Consider the following 23,736-nt stretch of genomic DNA (forward strand, 5'->3'; position numbering starts at 1 on the left):
TCTTTGCGGTTGGGGGTCGTCATGAGAAGATTGCCCGGCGTTACCCGTTGGGCAAAATGGAGTTGGAAGGCCGTTGCGGTGCTTCCCGGCGCCGCAGATGCTGATTGGAAGCTGCTGCGGTCTGATGGGGAGGCTTGCGATTACCACGCAGCCACCCGTGACCTTTGGCTCTATGTTTCTGATACGGAAGCCTACGCGCATGAGTTGGGCGCACGGGTTCCTTCCGTCTACGTCGTTCTGCGTGCCAGCGATACCTCTGCGGAGACAGGGCTTGAGGTCATGCATGTCACAGTGTCGCCCTACGAGGCTCAGGACTATTGCGATTCCGGCGAGGAGATCGTCGAGAAAGTGGCAATGCCGGACGCGCTGCTGGCCTGGGTGCAGGACTATGTGGCGCGCCTTCACGTGGAAGAGCCCTTTGTCAAGCGGCGGCGCAACAAGGAAGACCTGACGCGCAAGGACAACGGGATCGGTGACAGCCGGATTTCGCAGACCACCGACGTCTACCGCGCCCCCACGGCGACACGGCAGGAGGCGGCAGAGTGACGGCACCGGCATCCTTCTGGGTCCGCAGGCGTGCTGCGGTGGAAGCTGAAGCTGCCGCTGACGCTCAGGCCGCGCGCGCGGCACAAGAGACAGCGCGCGCCGAGGCTTTGGCGGAGAAAGACGACGCTGAAGTGCTTGCCGAAATGGGGCTGCCTGATCCTGCGTCTTTGAAACAGGGCGATGATTTTGCCGGCTTCATGTCTCGCGAAGTGCCCGAGCATCTGCGGCGGCAGGCGCTGCGCACGTTGTGGCGCAGCAATCCCGTTCTGGCCTGCGTCGACGGGCTGAACGATTATGACGACGACTACCGTGCTGCAACGCTGCTGAATGAACCGATCAAGACGGCATACCAAGTGGGCAAGGGGATGATGGCCCATATCGAGGAGATGGAGCGCTTGGCATCGGCTGTTGAAGCCGGTGATACCGACACGCTGGGCGTGGCAGAAGGCGGTAAATCTGCGGTGACCCGTTCGCAGGAGACCTTGAAGGACGCGCAAACCGCCGCGGCAGATGTCGCGCGCACCGCAGACCCGGAACCGACGGAGAGTGACCCGGTTGATCCCGCCCCGCGCAAAATGCGTTTTCGGTTTGAGGAGGCAACGACATGACCGCCCCCGCCGAGATCACGGACGTGGCCAGCGAAGACCGCCTGCGCGCCGACCTTTACAACTTTCTGGGGCTTTTGCTCGCGCGTCCCGCAGACGAGATGTTGCTGGCGCAAACCGCTGATCTGAGCGGCGATGACAGCCCGCTGGGGCAGGCGATCTCCGGGCTGGCGCGCGTGGCGAAAGCCAGCAAGCCCAGGGCGGTCGAGCGGGAATTCAACGCGCTCTTCATCGGGCTGGGGCGGGGCGAGCTGCTGCCCTATGCCAGCTATTATCTGACCGGCTTCTTGAATGAGAAACCGCTGGCACGGTTGCGGCAGGACATGGCGGCCCTGCAGGTGACCCGCGCGGACAACGTCTTTGAGCCCGAAGACAGCATGGCCGCGCTGATGGAAACCATGGGCGGTCTGATCGTGGGCCGCTTTGGGTCTTTCGCGGATCTGGACCGGCAAAAGACGTTTTTCAACAACCACATCGCGCCCTGGGCCACGCATTTCTACACCGATCTGGAGGCGGCGAAGGCCTCGATCTTCTACGCCTCGGTCGGCGCGGTCGGACGTGAATTCATGACAATTGAACGCGAAGCATTTCGCATGACAGCAGGCTGACCTGCACGAACCAGGCGGGATGCAGTCTTAAAAGATGAAAGGGACTAAAAATGGCAAGAAAGACAGAAGGCGAAGCAAGCCGTCGTGATTTTCTCAAACTGGCGGGCACTGCCGCGCCGGCAGCGGTCGCGGTGGTGGCCGCAGGCACCGGTGGTGCAGAGGCGGCAGAGCCTGACCTGAGCTCCGACAAGATGCAGGACACCGCCCATACCCGTGCGTATCTCGAAAGTACGCGTTTCTGACAGAACACCCCCCAGGCGCGGCGTCTCTATCCCGCTTCGGACCTTAAGAAACAAATCATTAACCCAGCCACCTCATCGGGGGCAGCAAGGGAGGAAAACATGCTAAGAAAAAAGACCAACTCGGTCGGTCAACGCGCGGGACGCAGCAGCATTCTCGCGAATGTGTCATCAAAATCCGTCGACCGTCGCGCGTTTCTGCGGGGCTCGGGCCTTGCCATCGGTGGTCTGGCCGCCATCTCCGCAACCGGCGGCGCTGTCACTCAAGCCTCTGCGGCAACCGCGGTCAGCGGTGCGGTCGAGACCTTGAAAACGGTCTGCACACACTGTTCGGTCGGCTGCACGGTCATCGCCGAGGTCGCCAATGGCGTTTGGACCGGGCAGGAACCCGGCTGGGACAGTCCCTTTAACCTTGGCGCGCATTGCGCCAAAGGGGCTGCGGTGCGCGAGCACGCCCACGGCGAGCGGCGTCTCAAGTACCCGATGAAGAAAGAGAACGGCGAGTGGGTCCGCATCTCCTGGGAGCAGGCCATCGACGAGGTCGGCGACAAGATGATGCAGATCCGCGAGGAAAGCGGCCCGGATTCCGTCTATTGGCTGGGCTCTGCCAAGCACAACAACGAACAGGCCTATCTCTTCCGCAAGTTTGCCGCCTATTGGGGCACCAACAACGTCGACCACCAGGCACGGATCTGTCATTCCACCACGGTGGCCGGGGTGGCTAACACATGGGGCTACGGCGCCATGACCAACAGCTATAACGACATGCACAATTCCAAGGCGATGTTCCTCATTGGCGGCAACCCAGCCGAAGCGCACCCCGTGTCGCTGCTGCACATGCTGAAGGCCAAGGAGCAGAACAACGCGCCGCTCATCGTCTGCGATCCGCGCTTTACCCGCACGGCGGCCCATGCGGATGAATATGTGCGCTTCCGTCCGGGCACGGACGTCGCGCTGGTCTGGGGCATCCTCTACCACATCTTCGAGAATGGCTGGGAAGACAAGGAATTCATCCGCACCCGCGTCTGGGGCATGGATGAAATCAAGAAAGAGGTGGCCAAGTGGACGCCCGATGAGGTTGAACGCGTCACCGGCGCGCCCGGCAGCCAGCTCAAGCGCGTGGCGCGCACGCTGGTCAACAACCGCCCCGGCACCGTGATCTGGTGCATGGGGGGCACCCAGCACACCAATGGCAACAACAACACGCGCGCTTATTGCGTGCTGCAGCTTGCCTTGGGCAATATGGGTGTCGCCGGAGGCGGTACGAACATCTTCCGCGGCCACGACAACGTGCAGGGCGCAACGGATCTCGGCGTTCTGGCCGATACGTTGCCGGGATACTACGGCCTTTCCGAAGGCGCCTGGGCGCATTGGGCCCGGGTCTGGGAAGAGGATCTTGATTGGCTCAAGAGCCGCTTTTCGAAAGAGGAGTTCGACGGCAAGTCGATGATGAACCTCACGGGCATCCCGGTGTCGCGTTGGATCGACGGCGTGCTGGAGGATGCCGAAAACATCGATCAGCCCGACAACACCCGCGCCATGGTGCTCTGGGGTCATGCGCCGAACTCCCAGACCCGTCAGAAAGAGATGAAGACGGCGATGGAAAAGCTCGACCTGATGGTGGTGATCGACCCCTATCCGACGGTTTCTGCGGTGATGCAGGACCGGACCGATGGTGTCTACCTGCTGCCCGCCTGTACCCAGTTCGAGACACGCGGATCGGTGACGGCCTCCAACCGCTCGATCCAGTGGCGCGAGCAGGTGGTCGAACCGCTCTTTGAATCGAAACCGGACCACACCATCATCTCGATGCTGGCGGAGAAATTCGGCTTTCACGACAAGCTCTTCCGCACCATTACCTTTGAGGGGGACGAGCCGGTGATCGAAGATATCACCCGCGAGTTCAACAAAGGTATGTGGACCATCGGCTACACCGGCCAAAGCCCCGAGCGGCTGAAGCTGCACATGGCCAATCAGCACACCTTTGATCGCACGACGCTGCGGGCCGTCGGCGGCCCGGCGGATGGCGATTTCTACGGCATGCCATGGCCCTGCTGGGGCACGCCCGAGATGAACCATCCAGGTACGGCAAACCTTTACGATATGTCGATGCCTGTCGCCGAGGGTGGGCTCGCCTTCCGCGCCCGCTTCGGTGTGGAGCGTGACGGGGACAACCTGCTGGCCGAGGGGGTCTCCAACCCCGGGGCGGATATCCAGGACGGCTACCCAGAGTTCACCATGCAGATGCTGATCGATCTGGGCTGGGACAGCGATCTTACGCCCTACGAACGGCGGATGATCGAGTGGGTCTCGGGGCTCGCCGATACCCGTCCGGGGACGGAGGAAGTCGGCGAGACCTCGCAACAGGGCGACTTGCCGTCAGACTATGCAGCCAAAGTCGGCGGGGTGAACTGGAAAACCGATCTGACGGGCGGCATCCAGCGCGTTGCGATCAAGCATGGCTGTGCGCCCTTCGGCAACGCCAAGGCGCGCGCGGTTGTCTGGACCTTCCCCGATCCAGTGCCCGTGCACCGCGAGCCGCTCTACAGCAACCGGCGTGATCTGGTGGCGGATTATCCGACTTACGAGGACAAGCAGTTCTGGCGTTTGCCGACAATGTACAAGTCGATCCAGGATCAGGATTTCTCGGCGGAGTATCCGATCATTCTGACCTCTGGCCGCTTGGTCGAATATGAAGGCGGCGGCGACGAGACCCGGTCGAACTCCTGGCTGGCGGAATTGCAGCAGGATATGTTCGTCGAGGTCAACACCCGCGACGCCAACAACCTCGGCATTCGTGATGGCGAACAGGTCTGGGTCGAAGGCCCCGAGGGCGGCAAGGTCAAGGTTATGGCCATGGTCACCGAGCGGGTCGAGGCGGGGGTTGCCTTTATGCCCTTCCACTTCGGTGGCCACATGGAAGGTGTTGATCTGAGGGACAAATACCCCGAAGGTGCTGACCCCTACGTACTTGGGGAATCCTGTAACACCGCGCAAACCTATGGCTATGACAGCGTAACCCAGATGCAAGAGACCAAAGCGACTCTTTGCAAAATCTGGGCAGCATAAGGGAGATACGAACATGGCAAGAGCAAAGTTTCTCGTCGACGCTGAACGCTGCATTGAGTGCAACGCCTGCGTGACGGCCTGTAAAAACGAACATGAAGTGCCTTGGGGCATCAACCGCCGGAAGGTCGTCACCATCAATGACGGCAAGCCGGGGGAGCGGTCGATCTCCGTGGCGTGCATGCACTGCTCAGATGCGCCCTGCATGGCGGTTTGCCCGGTGGATTGTTTCTACCAGAACGAAGAGGGGATTGTCCTGCATTCCAAGGATCTGTGCATCGGATGCGGGTACTGCTTTTACGCCTGCCCCTTCGGCGCGCCCCAGTTCCCGCAGGCTGGCAACTTTGGCAGCCGGGGCAAGATGGACAAATGTACCTTCTGCGCCGGGGGCCCCGAAGAAAACCACTCCACCGCCGAGTTCCAGAAGTACGGTCGCAACCGGATCGCCGAAGGCAAGCTGCCGATCTGCGCCGAGATGTGCGCCACCAAGGCGCTGCTCGCCGGGGACGGCGACACGGTCTCGGATATCTACCGGGAGCGTGTGGTGGCCCGGGGCTTTGGCTCCGGTGCCTGGGGCTGGGGTACGGCCTACGACCAGAAGGGCGGTTGATTCCAACCTCCCCTTGAACTTGGCAAACTGTCCGGGCAGCTCTGACGGGCTGCTCAGGACGTCTCTTTGACAGGATCTGAAAACATGTTGCGCTTGATCTGTGCTTTCTTTCTCTCTCTGAGCTGTGCGCTGGCCGCTTCCGCGCAAGAGGCGGAGGCCCCGCGTGACCGGTCCGCCACCGGTGGGGCCCAGACGCTCGAAGACATCATGGAGCGTCAGCAGGGGCTTGCGGTGGACAATGCATTTCGCAGCGAGCTGAACGGCGAGGCCGCCGCTGCAGCCGCCACAACCGAGCAGTTGGGCGCACGCGGGGGGGCGTCGGATCCCGATCTGTGGCGCGCGCTGCGGTTTGACAGCGCCGATGTAACAACCCAGATCCAGCATCCTGCGGCCACTGTTCTGATCCAGGACACCGGTATGTGGTGGGTGCAGTTCCGCGAAGGGCCACTGACGACCTATGGGTTCGGTCTGGTGCTTGGCATGATTGGGCTGCTTGTCCTGTTCTATCTGATCCGGGGCCGCATTCGTATCGACGGCGAGAGAACGGGGCGTACGATCCTGCGCTTCACCTCCATCGAGCGTTTCGCCCATTGGCTTTTGGCCGGGTCGTTCATTCTGCTGGGCCTGACGGGCATTATTTCACTGCTGGGGCGGCAATTCCTGATTCCGGCCCTGGGCCCGGATGGTTTCTCGGCAATCGCAATTGGCGCGAAATGGATTCATAACAACGTCTCCTGGGCCTTCATGCTGGCCATCGTTTTGATCTTCTTCTTCTGGGTTGTTCACAACCTGCCAGACCGCACGGATATCAACTGGCTGCTGAAGGGCGGCGGTATCTTTGGCGGCGGCCACCCCCCGGCCAAGAAATTCAACGCAGGTCAGAAATTCATCTTCTGGTCTGTCATTATCCTCGGTGGATCGATCTCGGCTTCTGGTCTGTCGCTGCTCTTCCCCTTCGAGTTGCCGATGTTCGCAGCGACATTCGAGAAACTCAATCAATTCGGAATTCCGCAACTTATAGGCCTGGGCGAACTCAATACCGACCTCGCACCGCACACCGAGATGCAATACGCGCAGCTCTGGCATGCGATTGTGAGCTTCGTGCTCTTTGCGATTGTGATCGCTCATATCTACATCGGCTCCGTCGGGATGGAGGGGGCCTATGACGCCATGGGCAGCGGTGAAGTTGAAGAGCAGTGGGCGCGCGAGCACCACAGCCTTTGGGTGGAAGAGGTCAAAGCGAAAGAGGCGCAGGCGGGGAATTCGGCATGAAGGAGATTGTTCTTGCCTTCGCCGCCATGGCCCTGATTTCTGTTGGAGCAAGCTTCGCCCTGCATGAGGTTGGTTTTTCATCCGCGGAACAGACCAGTGGTAACGCTGTCCGTCTGGATTGACAGAGATCGGGCAGGCTAGCTTGCGATCCGGACATCCGGATCATGGGTCAACCGGTTCATCTGCTCAAAGAAACGCGCCCCCTGCGTGCCGATGTGCTGCCGCAGGATCGCCACCGTAAGATTGGTGTCACCTGTGCCCAAAGCCCGCAACAGCGCCGTGTGCTCATCGGCAGAGGCAGCCATGCGGCCCCGCAACTGAAACTGGATCCGCCGGAAGGGTTTCAGACGGGCGTAGAGCGCGCGTGCCTGATCCTCCAAAAAGGTGTTTCCGCTGAGGCGGTAGAGCTGTTGGTGGAAGGCCTCGTTGTGGTGGGCGTAGCCGGCGGCATCCTCCACGGCCAGGGCTTGGGTGCAGCGCGCATTGATGTCCTTGAGCAGCCTTAGACCTTCCGGTGGCATACGCTCCGCGGCCAGTCTACCGCAGATGCCTTCGATCTCGGCCATCGTCTCGAACATCTCGATGACGCTCGTGACGCCAGGCCGTTGCACAAACACCCCCCGACGCGGGACCTGTTCGGCCAATTTCACCGCGACCAGGCGTTGCAGCGCTTCGCGGATGGGGGTGCGCGATACCCCAAACCTGGCGGCAAGGCGGGCTTCATCCAGTCGTTGACCTTCGTGGAACTGGCCGGTGAACACCATCTCCTCGAGGACATCGGCAATACGCTCTGCTTGTCTGGTTTCCATCAGATCAACCTCGTTTCTTGGCCGGGCGGGTGTTCAGCGGCCCGGCCGTTTTGATGTCGGAAAGCGGTTGAAACAGCGGCCGGTCTGCCCATCTGTCAAACAACCCCACCAGCGAAATCGGATGGGTCGGTCTGATCCGCTCTTGGGGGCCTGCCACCGATAAGCTGGGTAATCTCTGCAGCGGCTTCGGCAACCATCGCGCCAAGTTCGGGGACATGCAGCGCATCAAAACGCGTATTTGGTCCCGAAATCGACACCCCGCCGCAGGCTTCCTGATGCTCGTCGTAAATTGCACTGCCAATGCAGGACATGCCGATATACCGCTCTTCGCTGTCAAAGGAATACCCGCGTACTCTGGTGCGCTGCAGATCCTCGAAAAGATCAGCGGGCGTGGTCAGCGTATTCTCTGTAAAGGCCACCAGCCCTGACGCCATCAAAAGCCGCCGCACCTCCGCTTCTTGCAGTGACGACAGTATCGCCTTGCCGATGCCTGAGGCATGCATGGACGTTCGCGTGCCACGCGCGAAAAACGCGCGGATCGGGTTGAGCGTTTCCACCTGACCGACAAAGACAACCTCGGCCCCGTCCGGGATGGCCAGATTGGCCGTTTCACCGGTTTTCTCCATCAGCTGGCGCATGACCGGGCGGCTGACCTCCGCCAGGCTGGTCTGGTTCATGAATGCCACGCCAATGCGGTAGGCCTCAAGGCCGATGCTCCAGTCCTGCCGTTCCTCGTTGAAGGAGACGAAGCCGTGCTTTTGCAGGGTTGTCAGAATGCGATGGGTCGTTGCGGTCGGGACGCCCAAGGACAAGGAAAGGTCCGTCAATGTCGCCTGACCGCTGCGCGCGATCCCTTCCAGAACGCCCAAGGCGCGGTCCAGCGACTGCATCGTGCCGGCCGAGCTTTCCTTGAACTGCGATTTCGGACGGCCTCTTTGGCGTTTTACAGTGTTCATTCAGCCCATTTCTCCTCGGTTGGCTGTCCATTTATTGCAATCGGGAATTTTGTCCAATGTAATTGGAAATTAATTTCAAATATTTTCAAAAATATAGAATTGAAAACATAAAAATATCATAAAAACAGTGTATTGAAATTTTAATTTTTATAATGAAAATATTTTTTGAAAAAATTGCAACCCTCCCCCAATCCCTGTAAGTTGAGCGTCAGAGATCAGGAGGAATTCGGTATGTCAGATCAAAACCCAGTCTTTATTCCCGGACCAACAAACATCCCCGACCGTTTGAGGTCGGCCATGCAGGTCCAGACGCGTGACCATCGTGCGCCTGATTTTGTCGAGACTTTCGCCCCGGTACTGGAAGACACGAAAAAGGTCTTTGGCACCAAGGATGGGACAGTCATAACGTTTCCGGCGAGCGGTACCGGCGGGTGGGAGGCCGCTGTGTGCAACACGCTCAGCCCTGGTGACAGGGTGCTGGTGGCGCGCTATGGCACCTTCAGCCATCGTTGGATTGACCTGTGTCAGCGTCATGGTCTGGAGGTTGAGATCATCGAATGCCCCTGGGGCTCCGGAGCGCCCGCCGACAAGTTCGAGGCAGCGCTTTCTGCAGATACCACGCACAAGATCAAGGCGGTCCTGGTGACCCACAACGAGACAGCCACCGGCGTCAAATCCGATATCGCAGAGGTCCGCGCGGCAATGAATGCGGCCAGCCACCCGGCGCTCTTGTTTGTCGATTGCGTGAGTTCTCTGGCCTCCATGCCCTTCGACATGGACGGTTGGGGCGTGGATATTGCCGTGTCCGGGTCGCAAAAGGGGTTTATGCTGGCTACCGGCATGGCGATCCTCGGGGTCAGCCCCAAGGCACTCGCCGCGATGGAAACGGCCACGCTGCCCCGCACGTTCTTTGATTTCAAAGACATGATGGCGGCCAATGTGTCCGGGGGCTTCCCCTACACCCCGCCATTGCAACTGATCTATGGTCTGCGCGAAAGCCTGAACATGCTGTTTGAGGAGGGGTTGGAGAATGTCTACGCCCGTCATTCCCGTCTCGCCGAGGGGGTGCGGCGCGCCGTCGATGCCTGGGGGCTGCGCCTCGTTGCGCAAAGCCCGGAGCTTTACTCCGACACGGTGAGCGCCATTTATACCCCCAAGGGACTCGACAGCAATGCGCTGACGCAGCAGGCGTTTGACCATTACGGGGTATCCTTCGGCGTCGGTCTGGGGGAGATGCACGGCAAGGCCTTCCGCATCGGTCACCTTGGCAGTCTCACGGATGTGATGGTGCTGTCGGGTTTGGCGACGATGGAGATGGCGATGGCCGATCTGGACTACCCGGTCGAACTGGGCACGGGTGTGGCCGCCGCCCAGGAGTACTTCCGAAGGGGGCAGGGTGCCGCTATCAAGACCGCAGCATAAGGAGGCAGAGATGTTGGATACCATGACCGGCCCCGATCTCACCATTGAGCATGTGCGTGCCGCGCATGCGCGGATCAAGCCCTATATTCATGAGACACCGATCCTGACGTCGGAGTATTTCAATGACCTGACGGGGGCCGAGTTGTTCTTCAAATGCGAGAATTTCCAGAAGGCCGGGGCGTTCAAGGTGCGCGGGGCGTCAAATGCAGTCTTCGGGCTCAGCGACGAGATGGCCGCCAAGGGGGTGGCGACGCATTCTTCGGGCAACCACGCGCTGTCGCTGAGCTATGCGGCGGGGCGGCGCGGTATCCCCTGCCATGTGGTGATGCCCCGCACAGCGCCCGAGGCAAAGAAGGCGGCGGTGCGCGGCTATGGCGGCATAATCACCGAATGCGAGCCGTCGACCACGAGCCGAGAAGCCGTCTTTGCCGAGGTGCAGGCCGAAACAGGTGCGGAGTTCGTGCATCCCTACAACGATCCGCGTGTGATCTGCGGGCAGGCCACCTGTTCGCTGGAAATGTTGAGCCAGATTGAGAATATGGACGCGGTGATTGCGCCCATCGGGGGTGGCGGTATGATCTCGGGCACCTGTCTGACGCTTTCAAACCTCGCGCCACAGATGCAGATCTATGCGGCGGAACCGGATCAGGCGGATGATGCCGCGCGCTCTTTCAGGGCGGGCCACATCATTGCCGACGACGCGCCGGTGACTGTTGCGGATGGCTTGAAGGTGCCGCTGAAAGAGAACACCTGGCACTTCGTGTCACATTTCGTGACCGATGTGCTGACCGCCTCGGAGCAGGAGATCATCGACGCGATGAAGCTGACCTGGGAGCGGATGAAGATCGTGATGGAGCCAAGCTGTGCCGTGCCGATGGCCGCCATTCTGCGCAACCCGGAGGTCTTTCGGGGCAAGCGCGTGGGGGTCGTCATCACGGGTGGCAACGTGGATTTGGATAAACTGCCCTGGACACTGGACTGAGGAGAAACGGACATGAACAAGCAAGTAAACTTTGAAGACTATGAAGTTGGCTATGATATCCCCGCCGCGATCGGCATGGAGGAAGCGGATATCCAGACGCCCTGCCTAGTGCTCGACCTCGATGCGCTGGAACGCAATATCAAGAAGATGGGCGACTGGGCCAAGGCGCATGGCATGCGTCACCGGGTCCACGGCAAGATGCACAAATCCGTCGATGTGGCCCTGTTGCAGGAAAGTCTTGGCGGGTCTTGTGGGGTGTGCTGCCAGAAAGTGTCGGAGGCCGAGGTCTTTGCCCGTGGCGGTATCAAGGATGTGCTGGTCTCCAATCAGGTGCGGCAGCCGGAAAAGATCGACCGTCTGGCGCGGTTGCCCAAACTGGGGGCGCGCGCGATCTGTTGCGTGGATGACATCGAGAATGTGGCGGACCTTTCAGAGGCTGCGACACGTCACGGAACCCAGATTGAATGCCTGGTGGAGATCGACTGCGGGGCGGGTCGCTGCGGTGTGACGACCACCCCGGAAGTGGTCGAAATTGCCAAGGCCATCGACGCGGCGGAGGGTCTGAAGTTCGCCGGTATCCAGGCCTATCAGGGCGCGATGCAGCACATGGACAGCTACGCGGACCGCAAGGCCAAGATCGACATCGCGGTGGCGCAGGTCAAAGACGCCGTGGACACACTGAAAACCGAAGGTATGGAGTGCGATATCGTCGGCGGCGGCGGCACCGGATCTTATTACTTTGAGGGGAATTCAGGCGTTTACAACGAATTGCAGTGCGGCTCTTACGCTTTCATGGATGCGGATTACGGGCGCATTCTGGATGAGAACGGCAACCGGATCGATCAGGGGGAATGGGAAAACGCGCTCTTTATTCTGACCTCGGTGATGAGCCACGCCAAGGCGGACAAAGCCATCGTCGATGCAGGCCTCAAGGCACAGTCGGTCGACAGTGGTCTGCCGGTGATCTTTGGCCGTCAGGATGTCGAATACATCAAGTGTTCGGACGAGCACGGTGTCGTGGCCGATCCGGGCGGCGTGCTCAAGGTCAATGACAAGCTCAAACTGGTGCCCGGCCACTGTGACCCGACCTGCAATGTGCATGATTGGTACGTGGGCGTACGGGACGGCAAGGTGGAAACGCTCTGGCCGGTGTCCGCGCGCGGCAAGGCGTATTGAGCCCCCGGCGAGGGATCAAAAAAGGTGCGTCCGGACCCTCCGGGCGCGTTTCACATGCAAGGCTCAAGACAGGAAGACCCGATGTCAGAAGGATTACTGATCGTCAGCGAAGAAATATGCGCCGAAGTCGTCAGCAGCGCGGATGCATTCACCGCCGTGGAGGCGGTTTTTGGCGCGATGGCGAAGGGCGATGCCTATAATTTCCCGGTGATCAGAGAGGCGATTGGCTATGCGGATGCGCTTTATGGCTTCAAATCCGGCTTTGACAAGGCGGGCAAGACGCTGGGCGTGAAATCCGGGGGGTATTGGCCCGGCAATATGGACAAGGGGCTGACCAACCACCAGTCCACGATTTTTCTCTTTGATCCCGATACCGGCATGTTGCAGGCGCTGGTGGGGGGCAATTACCTGACAGCGGTGCGCACGGCGGCCTCCTCCTCGGTCTCCATTGCGCATCTGGCGCGCAAGGACGCCCGGGTGCTGGGCATGGTGGGGGCCGGGCATCAGTCGACCTTCCAGTTGAGGGCCGCGGCCCGGCAGCGTGATTTTGAAAAGGTGGTGGCCTGGAACCCGCATCCCGAAATGCTGCCGCGCCTTGCCGCGGTTGCCGAAGAGCTTGGGGTGGGCTTTGAGGCGGTCAGCCCGCAGGAGCTGGGAGCACAGGCGGATGTCATCATCACCATTACTTCGGCCTTTGAACCCTTGCTGATGAAGGATTGGATCAAACCCGGCACGCATCTCGCCTGCATGGGAACCGATACCAAGGGCAAGCAAGAGGTAGATCCTGCCTTGCTGGCCAGCGCGCGGGTCTTTGCGGATGAGATCAGCCAGTCCACGACAATCGGCGAAGCCCAGCATGCTACAGAGCAGGGCCTTCTGAAGAGCACAGACATTACGCCCATCGGGGCCGTCATCAATGGCGATCATGCCGGACGCAGCAGCCCGGAAGAGATCACCCTCTTTGACGGGACCGGTGTTGGCTTGCAGGATCTGGCGGTGGCCTCCGTGGCCGCGCGCGAAGCGGAAAAGCAGGGCAAAGCCACCCGCGTCGCCCTCTGATCCGAGGGAAAGAGGCGTTTTCCAAATGAACCGTCCGGGGGTCGCGTCCTGGACGGTTTTTGTGTCCAAACGGCCGGTTTTTGACCGGATTTCCTTAAACTTCTCCTAAAAACACGGGATCAAGGCACGGGCCTTCCCTCTGTTGGCCATCTTTTCGACACAGCATTTGAGCCTTTTCCTTTCAAGACCCGGAGTGCGTGCAGAGGTCAGCGACCCCTCAGCATGACGCGCCGCAAACGGAATGGGATGAGTGGTCAGGCTGTGAGCAACGACGACGCAAAAGAGGGACAGGAGATCAATGCGGATGCCCTGGCGCCCGGCAGCAAGCTGTTGAGCGGTCAGTACGAGATTCTGCGCTACCTCAGCAGTGGCGGTTTTGGCATTACCTATCTTGCGCGCGACAGCCTCAATCGGACAGTGGTCATCAAGGAATGCTTTCCCGAAGCGTTCTGCAGCCGGGTCAAAAAGACCGTGCGCGCCCGGACACAGAATTACATCGATGACTTTCGCTCCATCGTGCAGCTGTTCATCCGCGAGGCGCATGCGCTGTCCAAGCTCGATCATCCCAGCGTGGTCGGGGTGCATCAGGTCTTTGAAGACAATGAGACGGCCTATATGGCGCTGGATCTGATCGAGGGCAAAGACCTGCTCGACATCATCGAAGAGGACGCATCGCAGATCGGACCCGAGGCCGTGCGTGCGCTGACCCTCAAGCTGCTGGACGCCATCGCCCATGTACATGCGCGGGACTTGCTGCACCGGGATATCTCGCCGGACAACATCCTGGTCGAGCCGTCAGGCCATCCCGTGTTGATCGATTTCGGAGCCGCCAGAGAAGAGGCGAGCCGTAAAAGCCGCATGCTCTCCGCGATGCTGGTGGTCAAGGACGGCTATTCCCCGCAGGAATTCTACGTGGCCGGCAGCCAGCAGCATCCCTGCAGTGACCTCTACGCGCTGGCGGCCACGCTGACGCATCTGATCTCGGGCACAGCGCCGCCCAACAGCCAGGCCCGGCTTGCCGCCCTCGCCAGCAACCAGCCGGATCTCTATGCGCCGCTTTTGGGGCGGTTTCCACAATATGACGGCGCGTTCCTGTCGGCGATCGACAGATGCATGAACATCGTGCCCGCAGAGCGGCTGCAGTCCGCCGAAGACTGGGCACTGATGATCGACCACAACAAGCGCCTTGAGATCGCCCGCGCGGCAGCGCAGCAGGACAAATCCATCGACCAGACGGTCATGAAGCTGGTGAAATCCGTTCAGGACAGCCCCGATGGCTCCCCGACGGATGGGCTGGGTCAACGACCCGGCCCCGCCCCTGATGCGCCCCAGTCGGCTGAGTTTTTGCCCGTGCAAGAGGCGCAAACGTCAGATGCGGACAGTCTTACGCAACAGGATGTGTTGGACGGACCGGCCCCGGCGGACAGTGACGCTTCTGACGCGCTGATCTCCCACGCGGCGGATCTGGAGGAGACAGCCCGCCCAGAGGATCGCGGCAATCAGGTGCGCCCCGAGGCACCGGCACCCGCCCCAAGCCCCTATCTGCGGGTCGCCTCAAAGGCAGTTGAGGCCGCCAAGGCGCCAAAGGCCCCGCCACCGCCCGTCATCACGCCCCGCCGCATCATGCGCTTTGCAACCGTGCCAGTGGTTTTCTGCGCTTATTTTTTCTACGCCCAGACCTTGTTTCAATATGAAGAGGTTCAACAGGCGACCCTGCAACCCCTACTGACGTTTGGCGAGGGGTTTGGCGGCTGGAACGACAGCGGCGCCTCTCCCGTCACGGTCCGTCGAGGCATCGGCGGCTGATGAAACAGGCAATCTCTCTCCTTAGACTTCCGGAAGGGCGTGACGATGCATTCCCTTTCTTTCAAACCATAAGAAAGGCAGATCAATGACACTCTTCAAAAAAGTATTCCAGAACCAGGCCCGTCCCGCGACCGAAGAGGAGGCTCTGGAGGAAGAGGCGCTGCGCAGCAACTTTATGGATGCGCCCGACGCCTCAGGGCCTCTGGTGCTGGACCCCTTTGAGCATGCGCTCGAGCGGCGGGAGCACTCGGAGGAAGAGGTCGACCCCGGCGAAGATGACCTCCATGATGAGGATGACCTTGCGGCTCTGAAGGATGCTTTCGCCCAGGATCCTTTTGAGGCCGAGGGTGATGTGGCCGCCATGATGCATGAGCCTGTCAACGAGGAGCTGACGTCTGACGCGTTTGACCCCGCAGATGGGCCCGGGCAAACGGATGACGAGATCGTGGCCTGCCTTGGGCGTGCTCTCGCGGCGAAGACGCCAGAGGTGGAAGAGGAAGATCGCCCCGAGCTGACCGAGGACGCTGATCCGGGTGCAGGCGATGAGGCTGCCGCCACAGGTTCGCATGACGCTGCGGAGTTTGCCGCTGAGACATTCGCATCTGCAGAGGAAGCCGCGGAGGAAGAGGTTGCCGCAGAAGACCTGAACATCGCAGCTTTTGCCAAAGAACAGATGGCGGCCTTGGCCGACGGCCCGGCCAACGCACCGGCGGAGGTGGATGCCGAGGAGGACGCCGCGGACGAGCCGGTCCTTGATTTGTCGCGTCGTGCGGGCCTTGATGTCTTGCCAGCCCCTGCAACGGGGCGCGCAGGCCGCAGGGCAGGCCGGGTCAAGACAAGGCTTTTGGGCTTTAACCGCACGCCGACTGACGAAAACGACCCCTTTGAGCAAGCCCCCGATGCGACGGCAACGGCGCAGCGCGAAAAGTTTCCGGTGGGCTGGCTTGTCATTGTCGAAGGGCCGGGGATGGGGCATTCCTTCAGCATTTTTGCAGGCGCCTCCGTCATCGGTCGGGGCGAAGATCAGGTGATCCGGCTTGATTTCGGAGACAACAGCATCTCGCGCAACAATCACGCGGCCATCGCCTATGACGAGGAGCAGAACAAGTTCTATATCGGCCACGGCGGCAAATCCAATATCATCCGCCGCAATGCGCGCCCCGTGCTCAGCACCGAAGAACTGCACCACGCCGATCTCATTCGCATCGGCGAGACCACCTTGCGGTTTGTGGCCCTTTGTGGGTCGGATTTTCAGTGGAACATGGCCGGGGGTCCGGATGCAGCCGGTCTTTGAATTTGACGCAGTCTCTGCCTTGAGCAAGGGGCAGCGCGACTACCAGGAAGATGCCATCATCACCGATTTCGCCCGCGGCGCAGATGTCGGGGTGGTTGTTCTTGCGGATGGGATGGGCGGTCATGCCGCAGGCGATGTGGCCAGCAAGATCGTGGTCACCGAGGTCTTCAGCGAGCTGATGTTTCAGCGCGGCGAGACCAGCCGTTTTGAACGGGACGTGCCGGGCACTTTGCGGGCGGCCGCGATGGCCGCCAATGCCTGCCTGAAAGGTCATGTTCAAGCCTATCCCGAGACCCACGGGATGGGGGCGACCCTGGTGGCGGCGGTTGTGGCCGACCGGCATCTCTACTGGATATCGATCGGGGATTCGCCGCTTTTTCTGTTCCGCGCGGGCGCGCTGATCCAGTTGAACGAAGACCACTCCATGGCGCCGCAGATCGACTTCATGGCCAAATCGGGCCTGCTGGGCAAGGAAGAGGCTGAAAAGCATCCTGATCGCAACACGCTGACATCTGTGCTGTTCGGCGAGGATGTGCCAAAGATCGACTGCCCCGACGCCCCTGTCGACTTGCAGGATGGTGATATTCTGCTGGTGGCCAGCGACGGGCTGCAGTTCCTGCGCAATGAAGAGATCGAAGCCGCCCTGCGGCGGAACAGATCCAGTCCAAGTGCTGATATTGCCGATGATCTGTTGCAGCGGGTCATGGCGCTGGATGATCCGGATCTCGACAATGTTTCCTTTTCGATCATCAAGATTCAGGACTACGACAAGGCCGATCAGGCTCGGGCGCAGTCGGCGGGGCGATCGGGTATCCGCTGTGTTGGATGATCCAGGTGCCTCCGAACTGGCCGACCGGCTGGCTGCGGCGGCAACACATGAGCGGTTGTCGCAGGCGGCCCGCGATCAGGCGCGCGGCTTGGCGGACCGGTTGGCGCAGGGGGTGAAGATTTGTCTACTGGGTCCCAAGGGGGCTGGAAAATCCGCGATATGCGATGCCATCGTCGGGCGGCGGTCGGAGATCAGGGCGCAGGAGGTCACCCGCATCTTCTCTACACACCCCGCTGGCGTTCAATCGAGCTTCGGGCCGGGCCGCAGCATCACGCTGCCACTGACGCCTGCGGTTCTGGGGGGCGTGCAACTCGTTGACGTCGCATTGCCGCAGGACCCCGCAGCATGGCCCAGGGCGATGGCCCGGATGGTCGAGGTCGCGGATATCGTCCTGTGGTGTACCGAAGGCTTTGCGCCGCCAGAGGCGACCCTCTGGGCGCAGGTGCCTGATGCCTTGAAGGACCACAGTTTTCTGGTTCTAACAAAGGCGGACCTTTTGGCCCGTCAGGGCCTGTTGGAAGCGCGCATCACCGGTCTGCAGGCCGTTGTGACAGAGGAGTTTCACAGCCTCTTCCCAACCACGACACCCCGTCTGATGTCCAGGATCGATGCGGGCACCGGTGTCAGTGAAACGGATCTCGCCGCCAGCGGCGTCAAGGCTCTGATTGAGGCCGTGGCCAACCTGGTCGCCTCCGGGCACCGGGCAGATATGGATAGTGCAATGCTCTTTTTACAACGTCATGGGGAGGCCCTGGCGGCGGCTCCCGCCTCTGCGGATCTGGCGTCGGTTGCGGCTGATCCCGCCGCGCGCCGGCCCTATGCGACCGCCCGAGACAAAATCATGGAACGTGCGCTGGATCTGGCGGAAATGAGCTTTGACGCCTCACCCGCTGACCTGTCGGAAGTGCTGGAGCTTTGCGGCACGATTTCAGAGGATCTGGTGGATGTGATGCAACAGCAGGCAGGGGATTTTGCCGACCTCGCCCCCTGGTGTGCCGTCTGCGAGGATGCCTCTGACAAGATCATGCTGATGACGATGGAAAATGACACCCGGTCTGCGGCGGATGCGGTGAGCATTCTTTTGCAGTTGCGCCGGGATTTCGAGTACCTCGCAGTTCATTAAAATTTTAACGAGGCTCAGCTTTTGCGCCAGCCTCCAGCCATAATAGAGGCACAATTCTCCCCCAGATTGCTTGCAGGCTATTGGAATTTTGGGGTGGCGAATGTTGATCTTGGCAAAGGAACGAAGCGGCAATTCCGTGCGCGCTGCTGGCGTCAGGGGGCGGGCGGCATGAACGTTCTCAACCTATCGGATCCGAGGGTTTTTCAGGACGCAGAGCAGGCGGACATGCTGGGCGGCGGGCTGGAAAAACTATGCACCTTTGCAGAATCTGCCGCAGCGCTCAGGACCGCTCTGGAGACGCTGGTGTCCTTGGGCGATGAGAACACAGAGCGGCGCGCCGAGCGCATGATGCGGCAGCTTGAGACCTTTGAGCCCTCGGTCACGATGATCGGCCAGATCAAGTCCGGCAAGACCTCCCTTGTCAATGCGCTGATCGGCGCCCCGGACCTGTTGCCGGCGGATGTGAACCCCTGGACTTCTGTTGTGACCTCCCTGCATCTGCATCCCGAAGATCCCGGTTTTGAGAACAGCGCCTCCTTTCGCTTCTTTGATGAGGACGAATGGGATCGTCTGATCTCGGGGGGCGGGCGCATTGGTGAGCTGGCCAGCCGGGCGGGGGCCGATGAGGAGCTTGAAAAGATCAAGGAGCAGGTTGCCGCGATGCGGGAGAAATCGCGCGTCCGGCTGGGGCGCAGGTTTGAGGTGATGCTGGGTCAGCAACGCGATTATGGATACTTCGATAAAGAGCTGATCGAGCGATATGTCTGCCTGGGCGAGGACCTAGACGAAACCGAAGACGCCGCCGCGGACACCCAGGGCAGATTCGCGGACATCACCAAGTCCGCCGACATCAACATGCAACGCGCCGGGCTGCCGATGCGGCTTTGCCTGCGGGACACACCGGGCGTGAACGACACCTTCATGATGCGTGAGCAGATCACCATCCGCGCGATCCGTGACAGCCGCATCTGCGTCGTGGTGCTGTCGGCGCATCAGGCTCTGTCCTCGACTGATATGGCGCTTATCCGTCTGATCTCAAATGTTAAATCTAGGGATGTCATCATCTTTGTGAACCGCATAGATGAGCTGTCGGACCCGGCTTCCCAAATCCCGCAGATCACGCAAAGCATTTCCGAAACCCTCAAAAAGCATAAAGGTCCCGCAGAGGCGGAGGTTATCTTTGGCAGCGCGCTTTGGGCCTCATACGCCCTGCAGACGCACCTGGAAGCGTTGCCGACGTCGAGCATCCGCGCGTTGCAAAACCTGATGCAGGCAGACGCCGAGGCCCCCTCCGGGGTCGATGCGGCCACGACATGGCGGCTCTCGGGCGTGCCGGCGCTGCAGGACGCGATTGCAGAGCGCATTGTTCAGGGCAGCGGTGCGGCCACGTTGCAACGTATCGGGTCCAGTGCAAAGAACCTGGCTGCGGGTCTGGCGGCGGCAGATCGTATTGGGGCGATGGATGCCAGCCTGCGCACGACGACCGCGCTGACCAGTGCAGAGGCGCATGAGCTGATGGACCAGCTTTGTGCCCGCCACAAAGCCGCGCTTGCCTCCGAATTCGATGCGTTGCTTGCGGCTTTTGCAGAACGGATGGAACGGGTACAGGACAGCTTTCTGGAGCGGGCAACCGCCTCGCTCGTGGAGCATCTCGACCTTTACGGCGCGCAAGGGGCCTGGAGCTATGATCCGGCGGGGCTGCGGGTCCTGCTCAGCGCGTCCCACAAGGTTTTGGCGCGCAAGAGCCAATCCGCTTTTGAGCAGGCCACGAAAGCCGCCGCAGCTGAGATCACGGACATCTACGGCCGCGCGTTTTCCCTGGCGGCTGGAGATTTCGGGATCGCCCTGCCCCGCGCGCCACAGGTGCCGGATCCGGTTTCTCTCGGCCGCACGATTGCGCTGGACCTGACCGGGGGATGGTGGAAACGATGGTGGATGCAGCGGCGCGGGCACAAGGCCTATGCGTCAAGTTTCTATGATCTTATCAAGTCCGAGACGACCCCCGTTATCGCGGACCTCCGGGATGATCTGGCGCAGACCGTCAGAGACAACGCCTGCGCGCGCTTTGACGCATTTCTCAAAGAGCAGCTTGCGGTCTTTGCATCGCTCGACCGCATGCAGCAGGCCAGCCCTGAAGAGCTGAGCAAATACGTCGCCAAACATACACCGCGCGACCGTCGCGTGCTGCTTGAGGAAACGCTGGCGACCCTGGAAGAGTACGCAACGTCATGAAAGATACCGCAACAGCTACCCCGCTCGCTTTCTTGAACGAAGTCAAGGGCGCGCGCCTGCCAAGGATTGCCCTGATGGGGGAATTCAGCGCCGGAAAAAGCACCCTGGCCAATCTGATGATTGGGACCGATCCGCTGCCGGTGCAGGTGGTGGCGACGCAACTGCCACCGGTCTGGATCAGCTACGGATCGGGGCCCTCGGTCATCGTTGATCTGGAGGGGAATGAGACCCCTTGCGATCTGGATGCCTGGCAAGGATATGCGCCCGAAGACATCGCTTTCATCCGGTTTTACCGGGAAGAGGAAATCCTGAAGCGCTGCGATATCATTGACATGCCGGGCATTTCTGACCCGAATATGTCGGGCGAGGTCTGGCAGCGGATCATGCCGCTTGCGGATGGCGTGTTGTGGTGCAGCCCGTCCACACAGGCCTGGCGCCAAAGCGAGGCCGCGGTCTGGGACAGCGTCGAGGATGACGTTAAAGCCAACTCACTTTTGGTGCTGACGCGCAGCGACATGCTGTTGACCGAAAAGGACAAGGCCAAGGTGCTCAGACGTGTCACAACGCAGGCAGGCGCACTCTTTTCCGGCGTTGTGATGATGTCCCTTCTTCAGGCAGGTGCGGTTGAGGATGACGAAGCACTTTGGGAAGAAAGCGGTGCAGAGCGCTTTGTCACAGCGTTCCTGACGCTGATCGAGCGGATCAAAACCGGTCTGTCGGGGGATGAGGACCAGGACGGTTCACAGCTTGCGTCCCCGGCTGATCCTTCGGGGCATTTGCAGGCGGCTGAAACGCCCATGACGCCGGATGCGCCAATGGCGGAAGGGGCACCCGTGGTGCCGCGCAGGCCGGTTTCACCCCGCAAATCGCGCCGGGACTCTCCCCAAGCGGCCCCTGATTGCGATACCACGCAGCAGGATCCGCTGTCCTTCATGCCAAAGTTCTCCTGACCCGTTAACCCGAAACACATGTTCTGACGCTATGGCAGAGGTCTCTGTCAAACGAGAAGGCGCGTGGTGATATCGGAACACGGTGAATAGCGTGACAATTGGCGAAGAATTGGCTGCCCTGCGACACCGGTATCCGGGGTGCTTTGTTGTGGCCTTCGCCGATCTCTCTACGGGCATGGTTCTGGCCGTCAGTACGCTCGAAAAGACTGCCCAGGAAAAGCTTGATGCTCTGGGCCGGACGGCGCAGAGCTGTCTGTTGGGACAAGGGGCCTCCGCCGTCGCGCAGGTGCTTGGGGCGGGGGCAAGAAACAGCCCGACCATGGCGCTGCAGGCCGGGGCGCATGACATTCGGTGTTTTTTGCGCGCGCCTGCCCCGGCGGTGGAGGCGCTTTGTCTTGTCCTCACCCCTGAGGCCGATTTGGACCGGCTCTTGCCCGATGCGACAGAGGCTCTGCTGCGGCTCACGGTGGAGGCGTAGGGATGCCGCGCGGGGAAAATGATGACACAGCACGGTTCATGCGGGCCATTGCCGGGTTTTCGGCGGCTCCTGAAACGGTGACAAGACTGGGCCGCGCGCTGGTCCAGAGCGGCGGCGCGCTTGAGGCGATGCTGGTCGAGATCAATGAGACCGTCCTGCGGCGAACCCTGACGTTTCGAACCGACGCAGGCGCGACGCTGTCTCTCGATGTTAGCGAGCGGCGCGTGCTGCGGGTCGTTGATGCGCCGGTATCAGAGGATAAACGCTGTGCTTCTGTGGTAAAACGGGTTTTGACGGCGGAGGATGCAAAGCCACTGATGCGCCTTCTGGCTGATTGTATTCCCCCGGATGACCAGGTGTATGTGGTATCCGCGCTCCCTGATGACCCTGCCACGGCTGTGTTCGAGGGGATTTCAGTCCGGGACCTGATGGATGTGAAAGCACCCCAGGACACCGCGGCAGAGCTGCCGAAACGTCTCGCGGATATGGTGGTGCAGGGCAAAAATAACATGCGGGCGATGACCTGCTATGCGGATCGGGAGGCGCTGGTGCGGTGGGGGCAGAATGATCTCTGCGCAGCAGCGGACAGCATCCTCCCCTCGTTGCTGCCTGATCCAGGCCCGTCAGTCACGCTTTGGCACGGCGGGCTGCGCGAGGATTCTGCCCTGCTGGTGATCTCTACAGAGGGGTTTGTGATCTGCGCCTTCTGTGATGCGCAAGATGTCTCTCGCTGTTTCGGGGCGTGGCAAGCCTATATTTCGAATCCCAACCATACCTAGCCCCACAAAGCTCCGCCAGACTTCAAGGAGCCAGAGCCACCGGGCTTCTTTGGATGCAAACGTCGGGCAATCCTGACCATGGTCTTCTGAGCGGGCCTTTCCGCCGTCACCCGGTCGGCCTTGCTTTTTCTTGACTGCCGTCGATGAAGCCGGTCAGCGCAGGGAGAACATCCGTTGGCGTATCCTGCAATACAGTGTGCGAAGCGAAAGGCAGGTTGAGCAGTCGCGCGCCTTCGACCCGTTCGGCAAGCGCAAAGGCGTGCGCACGCGAGACGAGAATGTCCTCGTCGCCGTTAACGACCAGAAGTGGGGTGGTAATGGTGCGGACCGTATCGTTTGGGTAGGCGTCATCCCCCTTGCCAAGCCACATGGCCCTGGTCGCCTCGAACAGTCGCGCGAAATCGGGATCGGGGTTCTCAGCCTCATATCTCCTGACTTGCCGCCCGAACATCTCTCGCCACTCCTGAGCAGTGACATCCCGATAAATCTCACGGGTCGGGTTGTCGTCCGGCAACTGCCAATGCGCCCCGACGGCAACGACGAAACGCGGCCGTGCATTATGGGAGGCCGCAAGGCGCAGGGCAACGATGCCACCATCGCTGTGGCCGATGATCCCGGCCTCGCTCAGCCCAAGCTGGTCCAGAACTGCCGCAATGTCGTCGGCCAACTGGCGATAGGTCAGTGTGGCGTCCCCCAAGGCAGATCGGCCATGGCCGCGGCTGTCGATCGCGATCAGCCGGTAACGGGATACAAGGTACCGGGCCAGCGGCTCGAAATCGGCCCGGCTTCCCAAACCGCCATGAAGCAAGATGACGGGCGGCCCATCGCTCTTGCCCGCCTGCGAGACAAACAGCGCAGCATCGCCGGCGGTGATGGTCTTTCCCGTGTCAAACAT

General features: G+C 60.9%; 23 protein-coding genes. 20 read left to right on the plus strand and 3 right to left on the minus strand.

Features of this window, described 5'->3' with window-relative positions; all coding sequences use genetic code 11:
• Positions 1-21 precede the first annotated feature (21 nt).
• From H7847_RS06530 to H7847_RS26695, 8 genes are all read left to right on the plus strand, one after another.
• Positions 22-546 carry a DUF3305 domain-containing protein gene (locus H7847_RS06530; RefSeq protein WP_227268587.1) on the plus strand — a complete coding sequence of 175 codons (525 nt, stop codon included), beginning with the start codon at positions 22-24 and terminating at the stop codon, positions 544-546.
• Positions 543-1,154: a DUF3306 domain-containing protein gene (locus H7847_RS06535; protein ID WP_227268588.1), complete on the plus strand. Its 612-nt coding sequence runs from the start codon at positions 543-545 to the stop codon at positions 1,152-1,154. The genes H7847_RS06530 and H7847_RS06535 overlap by 4 nt, the downstream gene beginning before the upstream one ends.
• The gene (locus H7847_RS06540) at positions 1,151-1,759 is read left to right on the plus strand and encodes a TorD/DmsD family molecular chaperone (protein WP_227268589.1); all 609 of its coding nucleotides are present in this window, start codon (positions 1,151-1,153) and stop codon (positions 1,757-1,759) included. The genes H7847_RS06535 and H7847_RS06540 overlap by 4 nt, the downstream gene beginning before the upstream one ends.
• Positions 1,760-1,809: 50 nt before the next feature.
• Entirely contained in the window at positions 1,810-2,001 is a 192-nt protein-coding gene (locus tag H7847_RS06545) for a twin-arginine translocation pathway signal protein (RefSeq protein ID WP_227268590.1), read from the plus strand.
• A gap of 99 nt (positions 2,002-2,100) precedes the next feature.
• Entirely contained in the window at positions 2,101-5,067 is a 2,967-nt protein-coding gene (locus tag H7847_RS06550; protein ID WP_227268591.1) for a formate dehydrogenase subunit alpha, read from the plus strand.
• A 13-nt stretch (positions 5,068-5,080) separates the two neighbouring features.
• Positions 5,081-5,674, plus strand: coding sequence for a formate dehydrogenase FDH3 subunit beta (fdh3B, locus tag H7847_RS06555; protein ID WP_227268592.1), 594 nt, complete (start codon positions 5,081-5,083; stop codon positions 5,672-5,674).
• Between the two features lie 84 nt (positions 5,675-5,758).
• Complete coding sequence (locus H7847_RS06560; RefSeq protein WP_227268593.1) at positions 5,759-6,946, plus strand: formate dehydrogenase subunit gamma; 1,188 nt, start codon at positions 5,759-5,761, stop codon at positions 6,944-6,946.
• Positions 6,943-7,068 carry a hypothetical protein gene (locus tag H7847_RS26695; protein WP_264479482.1) on the plus strand — a complete coding sequence of 42 codons (126 nt, stop codon included), beginning with the start codon at positions 6,943-6,945 and terminating at the stop codon, positions 7,066-7,068. Before H7847_RS06560 ends, H7847_RS26695 begins: the two co-directional genes overlap by 4 nt.
• A 15-nt stretch (positions 7,069-7,083) precedes the next feature.
• Here H7847_RS26695 and H7847_RS06565 read toward each other — a convergent pair whose 3' ends face one another.
• Positions 7,084-7,755, minus strand: coding sequence for a GntR family transcriptional regulator (locus H7847_RS06565; protein WP_227268594.1), 672 nt, complete (start codon positions 7,753-7,755; stop codon positions 7,084-7,086).
• A gap of 95 nt (positions 7,756-7,850) precedes the next feature.
• Complete coding sequence (locus H7847_RS06570; RefSeq protein WP_227268595.1) at positions 7,851-8,711, minus strand: IclR family transcriptional regulator; 861 nt, start codon at positions 8,709-8,711, stop codon at positions 7,851-7,853.
• 231 nt (positions 8,712-8,942) lie between these two features.
• Between H7847_RS06570 and bhcA the strand changes: the two genes are divergently transcribed.
• The 12 genes from bhcA to H7847_RS06630 all read left to right on the plus strand — a co-directional run bounded on the left by bhcA (position 8,943) and on the right by H7847_RS06630 (position 22,841).
• Positions 8,943-10,133, plus strand: a complete 1,191-nt coding sequence (bhcA, locus tag H7847_RS06575) for an L-aspartate--glyoxylate aminotransferase BhcA (RefSeq protein WP_227268596.1) — start codon at positions 8,943-8,945, stop codon at positions 10,131-10,133.
• A gap of 10 nt (positions 10,134-10,143) precedes the next feature.
• A complete protein-coding gene (gene bhcB, locus H7847_RS06580; protein WP_227268597.1) occupies positions 10,144-11,115 on the plus strand; it encodes a beta-hydroxyaspartate dehydratase BhcB in 972 nt (323 codons plus the stop codon).
• A 12-nt stretch (positions 11,116-11,127) separates the two neighbouring features.
• Entirely contained in the window at positions 11,128-12,291 is a 1,164-nt protein-coding gene (bhcC, locus tag H7847_RS06585; RefSeq protein ID WP_227268598.1) for a 3-hydroxy-D-aspartate aldolase BhcC, read from the plus strand.
• Positions 12,292-12,372: 81 nt separating this feature from the next.
• Positions 12,373-13,350 (plus strand): iminosuccinate reductase BhcD, encoded by a 978-nt coding sequence (gene bhcD / locus H7847_RS06590; RefSeq protein ID WP_227268599.1) that lies wholly within the window; start codon positions 12,373-12,375, stop codon positions 13,348-13,350.
• Positions 13,351-13,611: 261 nt separating this feature from the next.
• Complete coding sequence (locus H7847_RS06595) at positions 13,612-15,156, plus strand: serine/threonine-protein kinase (protein ID WP_227268600.1); 1,545 nt, start codon at positions 13,612-13,614, stop codon at positions 15,154-15,156.
• Between the two features lie 85 nt (positions 15,157-15,241).
• On the plus strand, positions 15,242-16,450 hold the full coding sequence (locus tag H7847_RS06600; RefSeq protein ID WP_227268601.1) for an FHA domain-containing protein: 1,209 nt from the start codon (positions 15,242-15,244) through the stop codon (positions 16,448-16,450).
• Entirely contained in the window at positions 16,434-17,279 is an 846-nt protein-coding gene (locus tag H7847_RS06605) for a PP2C family protein-serine/threonine phosphatase (protein WP_227268602.1), read from the plus strand. The genes H7847_RS06600 and H7847_RS06605 overlap by 17 nt, the downstream gene beginning before the upstream one ends.
• Entirely contained in the window at positions 17,269-18,402 is a 1,134-nt protein-coding gene (locus H7847_RS06610; protein ID WP_227268603.1) for a P-loop NTPase family protein, read from the plus strand. The genes H7847_RS06605 and H7847_RS06610 overlap by 11 nt, the downstream gene beginning before the upstream one ends.
• Positions 18,403-18,570: 168 nt before the next feature.
• On the plus strand, positions 18,571-20,634 hold the full coding sequence (locus H7847_RS06615; protein ID WP_227268604.1) for a dynamin family protein: 2,064 nt from the start codon (positions 18,571-18,573) through the stop codon (positions 20,632-20,634).
• Complete coding sequence (locus H7847_RS06620; protein ID WP_227268605.1) at positions 20,631-21,584, plus strand: dynamin family protein; 954 nt, start codon at positions 20,631-20,633, stop codon at positions 21,582-21,584. Before H7847_RS06615 ends, H7847_RS06620 begins: the two co-directional genes overlap by 4 nt.
• 91 nt (positions 21,585-21,675) lie before the next feature.
• A complete protein-coding gene (locus H7847_RS06625; RefSeq protein WP_227268606.1) occupies positions 21,676-22,062 on the plus strand; it encodes a hypothetical protein in 387 nt (128 codons plus the stop codon).
• A gap of 2 nt (positions 22,063-22,064) precedes the next feature.
• The gene (locus H7847_RS06630) at positions 22,065-22,841 is read left to right on the plus strand and encodes a hypothetical protein (RefSeq protein ID WP_227268607.1); all 777 of its coding nucleotides are present in this window, start codon (positions 22,065-22,067) and stop codon (positions 22,839-22,841) included.
• Between the two features lie 106 nt (positions 22,842-22,947).
• Here the strand turns inward: H7847_RS06630 and H7847_RS06635 are convergent, their stop codons facing one another.
• On the minus strand, positions 22,948-23,736 hold the full coding sequence (locus H7847_RS06635; RefSeq protein WP_227268608.1) for an alpha/beta fold hydrolase: 789 nt from the start codon (positions 23,734-23,736) through the stop codon (positions 22,948-22,950).

The organism is Roseobacter weihaiensis (assembly GCF_020622345.1).
Lineage (GTDB): Bacteria > Pseudomonadota > Alphaproteobacteria > Rhodobacterales > Rhodobacteraceae > Roseobacter > Roseobacter weihaiensis.